At 54.0% G+C, this 14,383-nt stretch carries 11 protein-coding genes, 1 tRNA gene and 1 pseudogene; 11 read left to right on the top strand and 2 right to left on the bottom strand.

The genetic code is table 11. From position 1 onward, the window contains the following. The first annotated feature begins 215 nt into the window (after positions 1-215). The 11 genes and pseudogenes from IFT57_RS14670 to IFT57_RS14620 all read left to right on the top strand — a co-directional run bounded on the left by IFT57_RS14670 (position 216) and on the right by IFT57_RS14620 (position 12,976). Positions 216-291: transfer RNA gene (locus IFT57_RS14670), tRNA-Thr, on the top strand. 172 nt (positions 292-463) lie between these two features. Further along, a complete protein-coding gene (locus tag IFT57_RS14665) occupies positions 464-1,786 on the top strand; it encodes a tyrosine-type recombinase/integrase (RefSeq protein ID WP_192151880.1) in 1,323 nt (440 codons plus the stop codon). Positions 1,787-2,697: 911 nt separating this feature from the next. Further along, positions 2,698-3,678: pseudogene (locus IFT57_RS14660) on the top strand (integrase domain-containing protein). Next, a complete protein-coding gene (locus IFT57_RS14655; RefSeq protein ID WP_192151879.1) occupies positions 3,675-3,965 on the top strand; it encodes a hypothetical protein in 291 nt (96 codons plus the stop codon). Before IFT57_RS14660 ends, IFT57_RS14655 begins: the two are co-directional and overlap by 4 nt. Before the next feature lie 325 nt (positions 3,966-4,290). Beyond that, the gene (locus IFT57_RS14650) at positions 4,291-4,572 is read left to right on the top strand and encodes a hypothetical protein (RefSeq protein ID WP_192151878.1); all 282 of its coding nucleotides are present in this window, start codon (positions 4,291-4,293) and stop codon (positions 4,570-4,572) included. 45 nt (positions 4,573-4,617) lie between these two features. Continuing rightward, a complete protein-coding gene (locus IFT57_RS14645) occupies positions 4,618-5,190 on the top strand; it encodes a restriction endonuclease subunit S (RefSeq protein ID WP_192151877.1) in 573 nt (190 codons plus the stop codon). Between the two features lie 3 nt (positions 5,191-5,193). Continuing rightward, positions 5,194-6,717, top strand: coding sequence for a type I restriction-modification system subunit M (locus tag IFT57_RS14640; protein WP_192151876.1), 1,524 nt, complete (start codon positions 5,194-5,196; stop codon positions 6,715-6,717). Then, positions 6,707-7,933 (top strand): restriction endonuclease subunit S, encoded by a 1,227-nt coding sequence (locus tag IFT57_RS14635; protein WP_192151875.1) that lies wholly within the window; start codon positions 6,707-6,709, stop codon positions 7,931-7,933. The genes IFT57_RS14640 and IFT57_RS14635 overlap by 11 nt, the downstream gene beginning before the upstream one ends. After that, positions 7,933-8,769 (top strand): HAD family hydrolase, encoded by an 837-nt coding sequence (locus IFT57_RS14630; protein WP_192151874.1) that lies wholly within the window; start codon positions 7,933-7,935, stop codon positions 8,767-8,769. Before IFT57_RS14635 ends, IFT57_RS14630 begins: the two co-directional genes overlap by 1 nt. A gap of 158 nt (positions 8,770-8,927) precedes the next feature. Further along, a complete protein-coding gene (locus IFT57_RS14625) occupies positions 8,928-12,203 on the top strand; it encodes a type I restriction endonuclease subunit R (protein WP_192151873.1) in 3,276 nt (1,091 codons plus the stop codon). Positions 12,204-12,205: 2 nt separating this feature from the next. Continuing rightward, the gene (locus tag IFT57_RS14620) at positions 12,206-12,976 is read left to right on the top strand and encodes a M48 family metallopeptidase (RefSeq protein ID WP_342030360.1); all 771 of its coding nucleotides are present in this window, start codon (positions 12,206-12,208) and stop codon (positions 12,974-12,976) included. Between the two features lie 599 nt (positions 12,977-13,575). Here the strand turns inward: IFT57_RS14620 and IFT57_RS27020 are convergent. Together IFT57_RS27020 and IFT57_RS14610 are read right to left on the bottom strand one after the other, a co-directional pair. After that, complete coding sequence (locus IFT57_RS27020) at positions 13,576-13,758, bottom strand: type II toxin-antitoxin system RelE family toxin (protein ID WP_342030359.1); 183 nt, start codon at positions 13,756-13,758, stop codon at positions 13,576-13,578. 112 nt (positions 13,759-13,870) lie between these two features. Continuing rightward, entirely contained in the window at positions 13,871-14,152 is a 282-nt protein-coding gene (locus IFT57_RS14610) for a type II toxin-antitoxin system Phd/YefM family antitoxin (RefSeq protein WP_244657348.1), read from the bottom strand. Between the last annotated feature and the right edge of the window lie 231 nt (positions 14,153-14,383).

The following is a 14,383-nucleotide window of genomic DNA, read 5'->3' as shown; positions in this document are numbered from 1 at the left end:
CTGATGATCAGTCATTTTTCGTTCATGTCCGATTCGCCAGCGAAAACAGTAGCTTGCGAACGATGTCATCAAACCGACCTAAACGCCGAGCGGTTGCCGAGGTTGGCACGCCAAATGTGCATAAGCACTGGAGGGTTAAGAGCTAAAGGCGAAGAAATTATGCCGCAGGGGGGTTTACTCGGCCGATCGAATGGCTATAATCAGCGCCCTCACTTGCCGGTATAGCTCAGATGGTAGAGCAACTGACTTGTAATCAGTAGGTCCCGGGTTCGATTCCTGGTGCCGGCACCATACAAGGTTCCATAGAAGGCTTTCAAAATCTCTGGAACCCCCGAAAAACCCGCCTTCTGGCGGGTTTTTTCGTTTTGGCGGTCCGTCGGATTCCGTCAAAATCTTATGGATACCAGCCGTTTTAAGGATAAAGATAGGGGTAAGGTCATTCGATAAAGGGAGGAGTACCCTTATGTCGCGCACCACCGCCCCACTCTCCGATTCGGCTTGCCGTTCGGCCAAGCCTACCGACCGCGCCTACAAGCTTTTCGACGGCGACGGCCTCTACCTCTTAGTCCAACCCAATGGCCGCAAAGGCTGGCGTTTCAGGTATGTAAAACCTGATAGTCGTGAAGGACTGACCTCGTTCGGCAACTACCCCGTGGTCGGCCTCGCCGATGCGCGCAAGAAACGCCTGGAGGTCAAGCGGATGTTGGCGGAAGGGATCGACCCCATCGAGTCCAAACACCAAGCCAAGACGCAAGCCACAATCCGAGGCCGAACCTTTGAGAGCGCAGCCTTGGACTGGCACAAAGCGATGTCTGCCAAATGGGCTCCGGGCCATGCCAAGACGGTCCTGAGCCGTCTCAAAACCCATGTTTTTCCACTAATCGGTGATCGCGCTATTGTCGACCTAGACACTCACGACTTGATGCAACCTCTGGAAGCGATCCAAAAGCGAGGAACGATCGACGTTGCTTTAAGGGTCCAAAACTACCTGCAGAGCATCATGCGCGAGGCAAAACGTGCTCGACAGATCGCGGCAAACCCTGCCTCCGACCTTGAAGGTTTGATCAAAGCACCAAGGGCAGTCCACCGCCCAGCTTTACCCTTATCGCGTCTGCCTGAATTGCAGGAGCGCATCGACAACTACAAAGGACGAACGCTGACTCGGCTGACAGTCATGCTCTCGCTACATGTGTTTGTCCGCTCCAGCGAACTTCGCTTCGCCCGCTGGAGCGAGTTCGACCTCAAGCGCAGCACCTGGGAGATACCGGACACTCGACCCGCGCTGGACGGAGTACCCTTTTCAACAAGAGGTACGAAGATGGCCGGGGACATCCACCTTGTACCCTTATCGCCGCAAGCCGTGACCCTGCTTGAACAGATCCGCACCCTCACCGGCGAATTCGACCTGGTATTTGCGGGCGATGCCAACCCGTCGAAACCGATGTCTGAGAACACGGTGAACAGCGCGCTTCGAAATATGGGTTACGACACCAAAACCGAAATCTGTGGCCATGGCTTCCGCTCGATGGCATGTAGCGCACTGATTGAGTCAGGACTGTGGTCCGAGACTGCCATTGAAAGGCAGATGAGCCACAAAGAACGCAACAACGTCCGCGCCGCTTACATCCACAAGGCCGAGTTCATCGAGGAGCGTAGGCTGATCATGAACTGGTGGAGCCGGTATCTGGAGGCAAACCGGCAGGAGCATGTCACCCCCCACGAATTCGCGAACCAGATCGGACCGAACGTCACCCGCTTAAAAGCAAAACGTGGCGCAACTGAGTAAGCGCTCGATCTTTATATCTCAGTGATCTGCTTGTCCACGCGGGTCCATCCAAACAGGGCTGCAAAGCCGCCCTGCTTGGATGGACCTGACTTAAAAAATCTAAAGTCCACCAACTGTCTGTGGAAAACCACTGATTTCCACCGGTGGATAATTTCATCCACAGCCCCAGAACTCCCGACATTTCGAGCCTTGACCCGAATTATCCACAGGCGTAGAAAAGATCGGGCAAAGCGCTGCCGTTGACAGCAACCCCAGGTAGCCAGAACCTTTAAGGCTACGCCACACCGTGGTGGTTCTCCCAAAGTGCGATTAGCGTCCGGCGGCTCGCACGGTCACAGCGATGTGATGGATGCCTACTTTACCAGTGTGCCCACTGCGGCAAGTCATCCCCTTTCACAGCTGCCCTGCAGCAATCTAACCGCTTGGCCATTTCCTTGCGCCAACCTGCGCCCGTCTCTTTCTTCCGGAAAGAGACGGGCGCTCCTACCGCTGCTGCAGCCCAACCCGTACAGGGCTTTGCCGCATTCCCCCTCGTGACAATCGGCGTGACAAACACCGAAGTCACCAGCAACAGCGATGCAAATGATGGTACCGCAGCCCACGGAATGGACTGCACCTGACTGACAGTCAGGCACGCCCCGGTCATCGCATCACTGCCTTTACCCGACTCAGGATCTCGCGGCATTGGTCTCGTCAGCCAGCGCAGCCCCCACCCGCCCACGTCTTCGGAAGTGTTCAGGAGGCCAGATCATGAGATGCCCAAGCTCCCGGTCGTAAGGAGCCGTCAGTCCCGCGTTAGTGGACAACCCTCACAGGTCGCAGGGGCCTTGATCCCTGATAACACTCAACATTCTTGGCGGGATGACGTGGGGATAACGCTTCAGTCGATGGGCTCCGAGAGGAACAAGGCTATGCCACTTGTTGGAAGAAGGGGTGGACGGAATTTTGGATGGGGTCGACAGCTGAGTTATGCCGGACGCCAGGCGTTAAAGAATATGTTTGGCAACGGGCACTATTCCACGGTCAAAGCCCACGCAGACCGCTGGGTAGCCTTCGCCGAATGGTGCCGATTCGAATTCGATCCAAGTATCAATGACGCCCGCAAGATCGACCAGTAAACGCTATTCGACTATGCCCAGCACCTGCGCCAACAGGTCGAGCGAAGCGGCCTGAAAATCGCCACCGCACAGAACCGACTTTCCAGCGTGAACCGCACGCTGGAGGCGATTCGTGGTGATCGTTCGGTACGGGTCACCAGCCCCAGCCAAGCCCTCGGCTTGCACAGGTCCACAGTAAGAAGCGAGGCACCCAATGGACAAGATCGCGAGCACCTGAAAACCGTCATCAAAGCGCTCAACGCCCTGCAGCACCAACGTGTCAGCGCCATCCTGCACCTTGCCCGCGAAACCGGCATGCGCCTGCGCGAAGCCATCCTGGCCGACCTGCCACGTTTGCATCGCGAAGCCGAGCGACTCGGCCGCATCAACATCCAAGACGGCACCAAGGGAGGCCGTTCAGGCGCATACGCACCACGATGGATAACAGCGACAAAGAACATACGGGACGCACTGCAAGCCGCCCGTAACGCCTCGCCCATTGGCAGCAACAACCTGCTCGCCCAAGACGAAAGCTACAAGACCTTCCTGCAGCAAACCGTGAAACCGGCACGCGAGACCCTGCACGTATATGGCTTGAAAGGCTTCCAAGAATTGCGCGCCGCCTACGCCTGCGAACGTTACAAACAACTTACTGGCCATGCAGCGCCGATCAACGACGGCACCTGTTTTCAGGAAAACCGTGAGCTCGACCAAACAGCACGCCAGCAGATCAGTCTGGAGCTGGGCCATAACCGCACTGACGTGATCGCAGCCTACATAGGAGGACGGCGATGACTAAGTGCTTCGACATGAGGCTTTTCCTTGATGCCGTACTCACCGGTTCCCATGCCACGCGGCAGCGCCACATTAGGCAGGCCCAAACAATACAAAAGGCCATTCGGAAACGCTTCGGCCGAGACAATCCGTGGAGTTGGCAACTTAAGCATTTCCGGTGGTTTGAGGAGCAATACCTGAAGTCCCGCAGCCCGGCGACGAGGTATTACTACCAGCTAACCGAGTGGTTGATTATAAAGCGGCTTGGTAAACCTGGGCTTGCACAAGAAAGAAGCAAGAAAAACTGAGACCGCCCTGCCGGGTGATTGCAAACGGCGACGAGATGGACCTGAGCGCCTTCACAGCGCTAAGCGACACATTGGTGGCTCGCATCAGGAAGAGGTATAGCGCAGCCCAGCCACCACGACTTCCCCGCTAGTGGAATTGGCTATCTCAAAACGAATCCACTTCTATAGAGCGTCTACTGAGCAAAAAGTGTTTGACACCGCGAGCAAACGGGGAGATATTGCTCTCGCCATCTACTCAGTACGTCTTGTACAGAGAAAAAATGAGGCGCGGCAGGTTGCACCCTGCCGCTATTGCAATAACTGACTCGTTAGGAGAGCTAGAGCTATGAAACTGTACCAAATTACCTATGATCTGCGTAAGAAACGTGATTACCAATCCCTGTATGAGCGCATTAAAGCCTACGGCACTTGGTGCCGGCCGCTGGAGTCCACCTGGATTGTTGCCACGACCCAAACTGCAGCTCAGGTGCGGGATACCCTTAAAGCAGTAATGGATGCTGATGACGGCTTGCTTGTAACCCGTCTTAAGGGCGACGCAGCATGGTATGGGCTGGAGGCCGAGCAAGCCAAATGGCTGCAGAACCAGTACCAACGCTGCGAAGTCTGACCACTCTTGTTGCGCCAAGGATGGCGCTTTTCCACAGAGCAATTTATGCCAACCCAGTTATTCAAGTTGAGCGAACTGGCTGATGTCCGCTCCGGATACACTTTCCGCGGTGCGCTGGAGCATGACCCGTCTGGCGATGTTCGCGTGCTGCAGATCAAAGATCTGCGCCAAAATGCAGCGATTGAGCCCGATACGCTTACTGCCGTTACCTGGGACGCTCGTGCCGCTCCACCTCTGCTTCAGCCAGGCGACATCACCGTGATCGCCCGTGGTGATACCAACAAAGCCGTACTTTATACAAGCGCGCAATCAGTTGTAGCGACTAGCCAGTTTTTTATTGTCACGGCTAAACGGTCAGAGGTCCTGCCGGTATATCTATGTTGGCTAATCAACTTACCGCAGAGCCAACGCAGCCTCGAGCGCAGCGGCAGTGCGATTCAAGCAATCAGCAAAGCATCCTTGATGGACATGCAGATTCCCCTGCCACCGCTCGCGACCCAGCAGAAGCTGATTGCCCTCCAAGCTCTATTGGATGAAGAAGATCAACTGATCGCGCTCCTGCAAACCAACAGAGAGCAAATGCTGCAAGGCATTTACCAGCACCTGATTAAGGATTGAATTATGACCGGAAAAGTTAACCAGGACGACATCAACAAGGCGCTGTGGGCAGCCTGCGACATCTTCCGCGGCACCATTAGTGCAGATACCTACAAAGATTTCATCCTCACCATGCTGTTCCTCAAGTACATCAGCGATGTCTGGCAGGATCACTACGACAACTATAAAACCGAGTACGGCGACGAGCCGGAGCTTATCGAGGAAATGCTCAAGACCGAGCGTTTCGTATTGTCACGTGATGCCAGCTTCTACGCCCTCTACGAGCGTCGCCATGAGCCAGGTAACGGTGAGCGAATTGACCAGGCGTTGCACTCTATCGAGGAAGCCAACGGCACCAAACTTAAGGATGCCGGCAAGAGCGTGTTCCAAGATATCTCCTTCAACACCGACAAGCTCGGCGAAGAAAAGCAGAAGAACACCATCCTGCGCCACCTGCTGGAAAACTTCGCCGGAGCCGAACTCAACCTCAAGCCGTCCCGCGTCGGCAGCCTGGATGTGATTGGCAACGCTTACGAGTACCTGATCAAGAACTTCGCCGCCAGCGGCGGGCAGAAGGCCGGTGAGTTCTACACACCGCCGGAGGTTTCGGAGCTGATCGCCGAGTTGCTGGACCCGCAACCGGGCGACACCATCTGCGACCCGGCCTGCGGCTCGGCCTCGTTGCTAATGAAGTGCGGGCGCAAGGTGCGCGAACACCACAATAGCAAGCAATACGCCCTATATGGCCAGGAAGCCATCGGCTCCACCTGGTCACTGGCCAAGATGAACATGTTTCTCCACGGCGAAGACAACCACAAGATCGAGTGGGGCGACACCCTACGCAACCCCAAGCTACTTGATAAGAATGGCCAACTGCTAAAATTCGATATCGTCACCGCCAACCCACCGTTTTCGCTGGACAAGTGGGGCCATGAAGAAGCCGAGCATGATCAATTTGGTCGCTTTAAGCGCGGCATTCCGCCGAAAAGCAAAGGCGACTATGCCTTTATCCTACACATGATCGAAACGCTAAAGCCGAAGACCGGGCGCATGGCTGTGGTGGTACCCCATGGCGCTCTGTTCCGTGGTGCAGCGGAGGGTAAAATCCGCCAAAAACTGATCGAAGAAAACCTACTTGATACGGTAATCGGCCTTCCGGAAAAACTCTTCTACGGCACCGGCATCCCGGCGGCAATCTTGGTCTTCAATAAAGCGAAGACCGACGAAAACGTGCTGTTTATCGACGCCAGCCGTGACTTCAAAGCCGGTAAGAACCAGAACCTGCTGGGCGAAGAGCAAATCCAGAACATTCTCATCACCTACCGACACCGCATCAACTCGGACAAATATAGCCACCGCGCCAGCCTGCAGGAAATCCGCGACAACGACTACAACCTAAATATCCCGCGCTATGTGGACACCTTCGAAGAAGAGACGGAGATCAACTTGCTGGCGGTACGTGCCGAGCGCGAGCAGCTAAAGGCTAAGTTAACGGAGCTGGAAATGGAGATGGATCGCTACTTGAAGGAGCTAGGTTATGGTGCCTGACGGATGGAAGATTGCTGTACTAGATCAACTATGCAAGAAAATCTATGTAGGACTGGCAACCTCGGTCACGCCGTTCATGAGAGAGCGAGGCGTTAAGTTAATACGAAATCAAAACATTAAAAGAAATGCATTCAACGAAAGCTCTATAGTTTATATATCTCCGGAATTTGCTGCGGAGAATCAGTCAAAAATGGTAAAAGCTGGCGATGTTGTAGCTGTTCGGACCGGATCAAATATTGGTGAAGCATGCGTTATCCCCAGCAGCTTCGAGAACGCCCTAACATTTACAACATTGATTGCTCGACCAGACCCTAGATATCTAGACTCTTTCTATCTGTCTGCGCATATCAACTCAGATATAGGCATATCTGAAGTCAATCGTTTAATGGCCGGGGGCGGCAAGCCAAACCTTAACTCGGGAGAGCTGAAAAAATACGAGATCTTAGTTCCCTCGCTCACAGAGCAAAGGGAGATTGCCAGAGTTCTCTCCACTTGGGACCAGGCCATCGCCACCATCGAGCAACTGATGGAAAAAAGCCATCAGCAGAAAAAGGCGCTGATGCAGCAGTTGATGACCGGCAAAAAGCGCTTCTCTAGTTTCACCGACGCTTGGAAAAAGATCACCCTTGGAGAATTGATCAAAGAGGTTAAGCGCCCCGTTATTTGGGATGACAACACCGAATACAAACTCCTAAGCGTCAAAAGACGCTCTGAAGGCGTTGTATTGCGAGAAACTCTCTTTGGCCACCAAATTCTGACCAAAAAAATGAATGTAACGCATGCTGGAGATTTCCTCATCTCCAAAATGCAGGTAGTGCATGGCGCCATGGGCCTCGTCACGCATCAATACCACTGCCATCACGTATCCGACTCGTACATCTGCCTGACGGCGAAGGACGAAAATAAAATTGACATGGGATTTTTAGCCTGGCACTGCAAACAGAAATCGATATACCACAAAGCTTTCCTGTGCAGCTACGGTGTACACATTGAGAAGATGACCTTCAATTTTAATTCCTTCCTCAAAGAAACAATTAAAATCCCTCCTTGCATTGAAGAGCAAAGAGCTATTGCTGCAGCACTCAACTCCGCTGACCGCGAAATCGAAGCCCAGCAAACCAAGCTCTCCTGCCTTAAGCAGGAGAAAAAGGCCCTAATGCAGCAATTGCTGACTGGCAAGCGCCGTGTGAAGTTAGATGAGTTGGAGGTCGCGTAATGGCCAAGAAGCACGTTCCGTTTGTAATTGCCTATGACTTCGACGGCACCCTGTCGCCGGGCAATATGCAGGAGTACGACTTTGTGCCGGCATTGGGCATCAAGCCGGCTGAGTTCTGGCGTGAAGCCAAAGCCATGGCTCAGGAGCAGCAGGCTGACGAAATCCTGGCCTATATGCGCTTGATGATCGAACGCGCGAACACCGCCAAGGTATCGGTACGAAAGAAGAACTTTGCCGATTTTGGGGCACACATCCTGCTATTTCCGGGGGTGGAGGACTGGTTCAAACGCATCACCGAATATGGCCGTGCCAAGGGTGTAAAGGTTGAGCACTTCATCATCTCATCGGGGCTGCGCGAAATGATCGAAGGAACCCCGATCAACAAGCATTTCGCCCGCGTCTATGCCTCGGGCTTTATGTACGACCATAACGACGTCGCACACTGGCCAGCATTGGCGGTGAACTACACCACCAAAACCCAGTATCTGTTCCGTATTAATAAGGGCAGCCTGGATGTGCATGATAACTCGGTGATCAACAAGTTCGTCGAGCCAGCCGAGCGGCCTGTGCCGTTCAGCAACATGGTGTTTATCGGCGACGGCGAGACCGACATTCCCTCCATGCGTCTAGTCAAGAATCAGGGCGGCCATTCGATTGCAGTCTACGGCAAGGGCAAACGCGGTGCCCGCGACAAGGCACTCAAGCTGGTCAAGGAAGGGCGGACCAACCTGGCCACCACTGCCGATTACACCGATGGTTCAGCCATCGATCGCGCCGTGAAGGCGATGATCGACAAGGTGGTATCTGATCGCACGATCGCAGAGGCTAATGGCTGATATCACAGGTAGCGACCTGATTATCTAAAGCACGGATGATGGTTTGTCGCAGTTCACCCTGCGCGGAATGAGAGGGTCGATGACCCACATAGCAGTCAAATTCATGAGCTGATTGGTTTCCAGCAACAGCTGGCGAGCGGCTTGGAGAGCTACAGCGGATGATATCAACACCTAAATTCCAGGAAGAATACAGCGCAAAACTTCCGGCTCTAGCTCTGCTATGCAACCTCGGCTGGCAGTTCCTCTCCCCCGAGCAGGCACTGACAGCCAGGAGCGGCAAGAGCGACGAGGTGGTTTTGCGTGATGTGCTGCGCGAGCAACTGAGTACGCGACGCTTCTTGTTTGGCGGGAGTGAATACCCACTATCAGCCAAGGCCATCGACAATCTAATCAGTGAAATGTGCAGCCCGGCGCTTAACGAAGGGCTACAGGCTGCCAACGAGCGATTATACAACCATTTGCTGTATGGCATCTCGGTGACAGAGTTCGTGGAAGGTAAAAAAGCCAACCCGACCGTGGCGTTGATCGACTGGAACAATCCCGCGAATAACAGCTTCATCTTCACCGAAGAGTTTCGCGTGCTGCGCAGCAATGGTGTGGAGTCGCGGAGGCCAGACATTGTTTGCTTCGTCAACGGTATTCCGCTGGTAGTGATCGAGGCCAAGCGCCCCGATAGCAATGCACAGAAAGGTCCGACCATCGACGAAGGCGTTTCTCAGAGTTTGCGCAACCAGCGTCACGACGAAATTCCAAGGCTATTCGCCTACAACCAATTGTTGCTGTCGATCAATGGCAGCGATGGGCGCTACGCCACATGCGGCACGCCTGCGAAATTCTGGGCGGCTTGGCGTGAGGAAGATATCGCCACCTCTGAGATGTATGCACTGAAGAATCGCAAGCTGAGTGCCGCGCAAAAGGCCTCTATTTTCAGCCATCGTCCTCCCCGTGACCTGGACTGGTATGACACCCTGATTGCTGGTGGTGAGCTAGCGCTGACCGGCCAGGATCAGTTGCTTATCAGCCTGCTTTCTCCAGCCCGGCTGCTGGAGATGACACGCTACTTCACCCTGTTCGATAAGAAGGCTGGCAAGATCGTTGCTCGCTATCAGCAGGTATTTGGCATCAAACGGCTGATCGAGCGGATTACCCACAAGCGCAAGGACGGTGGCCGCGACGGCGGAGTAATCTGGCATACAACAGGCTCGGGTAAGTCATTCACCATGGTTTTTCTGAGCAAAGCGCTGATCCTGCATGATTCGCTCAAGCAGTGCCGCATTGTGGTAGTCACCGACCGGGTCGATCTAGAAAACCAGTTGAGCAAGACTTTCGCCTCGGGAGGCGAACTGGCAGGCAAGAAGGATCGCGAGGCAGCCATGGCCACTTCCGGGACACGCTTGGCCGAGCAGATCGGCAAGGGTAATGAACGAATCATTTTCTCGCTTATCCAGAAGTTCAACAGCGCCACTAAGCTGCCGCAGTGCGTGAACACTAGTGCAGACATCATCGTGCTGATCGATGAAGGTCACCGCAGCCAAGGCGGTGAAAACCATATCCGCATGAAGCAGGCGCTGCCCAATGCGGCTTTTGTGGCGTTTACCGGCACGCCGCTGCTCAAAGACGACAAGACTACAAATAAGTTTGGTCCCATCGTGCATGCCTACACCATGCAGCGTGCGGTGGAAGATCAGGCGGTGACGCCGTTGCTCTATGAAGAGCGCATCCCCGATCTGGATGTGAATGAACGCGCCATCGACAGCTGGTTCGAGCGTATCACTGAAGGACTGAGTGAGCAGCAGAAGGCCGACCTCAAGCGCAAGTTCGCCAAGAAGGGGCAGATCTACAGCGCCGATGACCGCATTCGTTTGATTGCGCTGGATATCGCTAACCACTTCGTGAAGAACATCGACGAAGGCCTCAAGGGGCAGTTGGCCTGCGACAGCAAGGCGTCGGCAATCAAGTACAAACAGTACCTGGATGAAGCGGGTCTATTTGAAAGCGCCGTAGTGATGAGCCCACCTGATAGCCGCGAGGGCAACACCGAGGTAGACGAAGCTGCTTCACCGGCGGTAGCCCAGTGGTGGAAGAACAACGTTGGAAACACTGATGAGCAGGCTTACACCAAGCAGTTGATCGAACGATTTGACAAAGATGACTCGCTCAAGCTTCTAATCGTAGTAGATAAGCTGCTGACTGGTTTCGATGAGCCGAAGAATACCGTTCTCTACATCGACAAGCCACTCAAGGAGCACAACCTGATTCAGGCCATTGCTCGGGTAAACCGATTGCACCCCCTGAAGAAATTCGGCCTGCTGATCGACTATCGCGGCATTCTCTCAGAGTTGGATACCACGATTCAGAAATATCAGGATCTGGCTTCGCGCACTCAGGGTGGCTATGACATCAATGACATCGCTGGCCTCTATAACCAGATGAGCAGTGAGTATAAACGGCTACCTCAATTGCACAAAAACCTCTGGGCGATTTTTTCCGATGTGAAAAATAAAAGTGATATCGAACAGCTGCGCCAGGTACTAGTGCCCAAAATGCAGGAGCGAGATGGTGAGCTGGTTGATGTGACTCTCAAAGTGCGCGATGACTTCTACGAGGCGCTAACCGAGTTCGCCAGCTGCCTGAAGGTTGCATTGCAATCTGCCTCTTTCTTTGAGGACACCAGCTTCAGCAACGCTGACCGCGCTCACTACAAGGAAACACTCAAGCAGTTCTCCAGCCTACGTCAGCTGGCCAAACAGGACGCTGGTGAAACGGTGAACTATGACCAGTACGCCGAACAAGTACGAAAGTTGATGGATAAACATGTGGTTGGCGTGGAGGTTAAAGAACCATGCGGTGTTTATGAAGTCGGCAAGATGGGGCAGCAAAAGCCTGAGCAGTGGAGTGAAGACAAGACACGTAACGAAACCGACATCATCAAGACCCGCGTAAGCAAGATGATTGAGCAGGAACTGCGTGACGACCCCTATGCCCAGGAAGCGTTTTCCAAACTGCTGCGCCAGGCCATCGAGGAAGCCGCAAAGCTGTTCGATCATCCACTCAAGCAGTACCTGCTATTCCACGAATTTGAGCAGCAGGTGCAGGCACGCAAACTAGATGAACTGCCGGACGTCTTTGCGGGTAACCGCCATGCCCAGGCTTACTTTGGTATTTTCAAGAAAAGCCTTCCGGAAGCCCTGACCTCAACTGATGAACAAATACAGGGGCATTGGGTAAAGCTGGCTTACAGTCTGGATGAAATGGTCATGGCCTCTGTGGCCGAACATTCGATCAACCCACAGAACATCGAAAGTGATATCCGCAAGAAGCTATTACCGCTGCTCTTCAAGGAGTGCAAGGCGGTGGGTGCCGGCATGGATCAGGCAAAGGCCATGGTTGAGTGGGTGGTGCAAATCACGCGGGTAGGCTTGTCCGGTATATGAGTGTGTCCATCGTCACGAATGCTCCCCCTGGTCCTGCCGCGCAAAGCTGGCTGAGTTTTTACTATGCCGATGAGTTGATACAGGTTGAGCGGGCAAAACGGGGACGCGAGGTTTCGCGCATTCTAATCAAGGTCGATCCTGATTGCCGCGTGCGGGTCAGTACACCGGCCGGTGTTAGCGATGAACAGGTATTGGCTGCACTGAAGAGGCGCGGCCGTTGGATTTACCAGCAGCTTCGTGAGTTCCGTGCACAGCTCACGCATGTCCGCCCGCGGCGGTACATCAGTGGAGAAAGCCACTACTACCTAGGCAAGCAATATTTGCTTAAGGTTGTAGAAGCCCCTGATGAGCTGCAAAAGGTCCGTCTATTGCGTGGCAAGCTGGAGGTGACCGTACGGGTGAAAACGGCAGGAAAGGTACGCGAGCTACTGCACGCCTGGTACAAGGCCCACGCCCGCGAGGTTTTTGATCGACGTCTGGAGGCAGTCTTGCAGCAAGCCCTTTGGGTTTCTGGCAAGCCGCCATTACGCCTACTCAGCATGCAAACACAGTGGGGCAGTTGCTCCCCAGCCGGCCGCATTACGCTCAACCCCCATTTGGTTAAAGCATCCCCCGAGTGCATTGACTATGTGATTTTGCATGAGCTTTGCCACATCGCGGAGCATAACCATAGCGAACGCTTTTACCGGCTAATGCAGCAGGTGATGCCGCAGTGGGAAAGTGTGAAAAAGCGGTTAGACGGTATGGCGGCGTCCCTACTCAACGGCGGTTGATTTTGATCATACATGTGGATGCTGATTCTAGATGCCCATTGGGATACAGATTGGGGTACTGAGAAGGCGCCAATTCATAAAAACTGTTTAAATCATAAGCATAACGAATGATTCGACTCCTGGTGCCGCACCATGCAAAACAAGGGCTTGCAGCGATGCAGGCCCTTTGTTTTTGTCCAGCACGTAATAAGCATGCGATGGAGCGTGGGTAGACGCCTGAGCACCATTCCCTCGCAGCCAAGCGTGCAGCCATCAACAAGCCCCCTCCCAGCGTGGCTGATCTGTTTTCATGGTGACCCATGGGAAACAGGTAACCGAGGAATTGTCGGTTCGAATCCTCGGAAAGCCTTGCCACGCAATCGTTCCAGCCCAGCTCTGATTGCACTGGTAATGCGCATGGCGCGAGATGCCCATGATCGGATGAGGTGAAAGCCAGGTTGGCAACGTCTCTGATCGCCGAGCAATACACCGCTCTGCAGCTTCGGTGCCTTGAGCTTCGAGGATGGCCAGAAGCCCTCGAAATTTCCGGAGAGCCCCATAATGTCCATATTGCTGGTTGATCGTGAGGCGTAAAAAAACCCGCCGAGGCGGGTCCGGGTTCACACCCTTCTTACTGCGGCGTCGTAGACTTCGTCATCACGTCGGGCACCTACGCACACGACCAGGATGATTTCAGTACCGTTGATGCGGTAGACGATACGGACATCACCCGTCCGGATCCGGCGATACCCGCCAGTAGTCAGCGCAAAGCCTTGTCGATCTTGTGGTTCTCCCCTCGGCACTACGCTCGCGGATGACCTTCAGGACTCTCTTGGTTTTAGCACTGCCCAGCAGCTTGAGGTCTGTCTGTACCAATGAATGAAGCCGAATAGTCCAGTCCTTCATCTTCATTACCTATTTGAACCGGGCCTCCATGTCTTCGAGGCTCACGGTAACGTAGTTCTCAACGCTAGCCAGGCGCTCGATGGCAAGCAGCTCAGAACGCAGATGTTCGAGCTCGTCCTGCAGGGTTTGGTAGGCGTCAATGCCCATCAGTACAGCGGCTGGCTCGTTGTCCTTGAAGACCACCAAATGCGAGATGTTGCCACTAGTGATGTCATTCAAGTGCGCGCTAAAGCTACGAACCAGAGCCATGGCGGAAACGGCCAGCTCAGCTCGACTTAATAGTGCAGCCATGGGTAGCCCCTTCTTGATCAGAAGATTAAGACGCGCTGATTGGTAGTATTCAAACCGGCTGCATCGGTGGTAGCTCAGGATTGATCGATAAAATACGCATCGCCGAAGTAGTTTACGTGCAAATGGATGGATACGTTGCCACTGCTTACGCAGCATCTACACATGCACAATTCGTCAGCAGCGATGAAATGAGTAAACTTGAGGCTTACTTCAAGTACCCGTCCTCACCCC

Source organism: Pseudomonas sp. CFBP 13719 (genome assembly GCF_014842095.1).
Classification (GTDB): Bacteria; Pseudomonadota; Gammaproteobacteria; order Pseudomonadales; family Pseudomonadaceae; genus Aquipseudomonas.
The sequence above is the reverse complement of the archived record's forward strand: the minus strand, read 5'-3'. Positions and strand labels throughout refer to the sequence as shown.

Bases quoted from the DNA above. Each gene is read 5' to 3' on its own strand.
- IFT57_RS14665 (WP_192151880.1), top strand. From the start codon at position 464: ATGTCGCGCACCACCGCCCCACTCTCCGATTCGGCTTGCCGTTCGGCC.
- IFT57_RS14655 (WP_192151879.1), top strand. From the start codon at position 3,675: ATGACTAAGTGCTTCGACATGAGGCTTTTCCTTGATGCCGTACTCACC.
- IFT57_RS14650 (WP_192151878.1), top strand. From the start codon at position 4,291: ATGAAACTGTACCAAATTACCTATGATCTGCGTAAGAAACGTGATTAC.
- IFT57_RS14645 (WP_192151877.1), top strand. From the start codon at position 4,618: ATGCCAACCCAGTTATTCAAGTTGAGCGAACTGGCTGATGTCCGCTCC.
- IFT57_RS14640 (WP_192151876.1), top strand. From the start codon at position 5,194: ATGACCGGAAAAGTTAACCAGGACGACATCAACAAGGCGCTGTGGGCA.
- IFT57_RS14635 (WP_192151875.1), top strand. From the start codon at position 6,707: ATGGTGCCTGACGGATGGAAGATTGCTGTACTAGATCAACTATGCAAG.
- IFT57_RS14630 (WP_192151874.1), top strand. From the start codon at position 7,933: ATGGCCAAGAAGCACGTTCCGTTTGTAATTGCCTATGACTTCGACGGC.
- IFT57_RS14625 (WP_192151873.1), top strand. From the start codon at position 8,928: ATGATATCAACACCTAAATTCCAGGAAGAATACAGCGCAAAACTTCCG.
- IFT57_RS14610 (WP_244657348.1), bottom strand. From the start codon at position 14,152: ATGGCTGCACTATTAAGTCGAGCTGAGCTGGCCGTTTCCGCCATGGCT.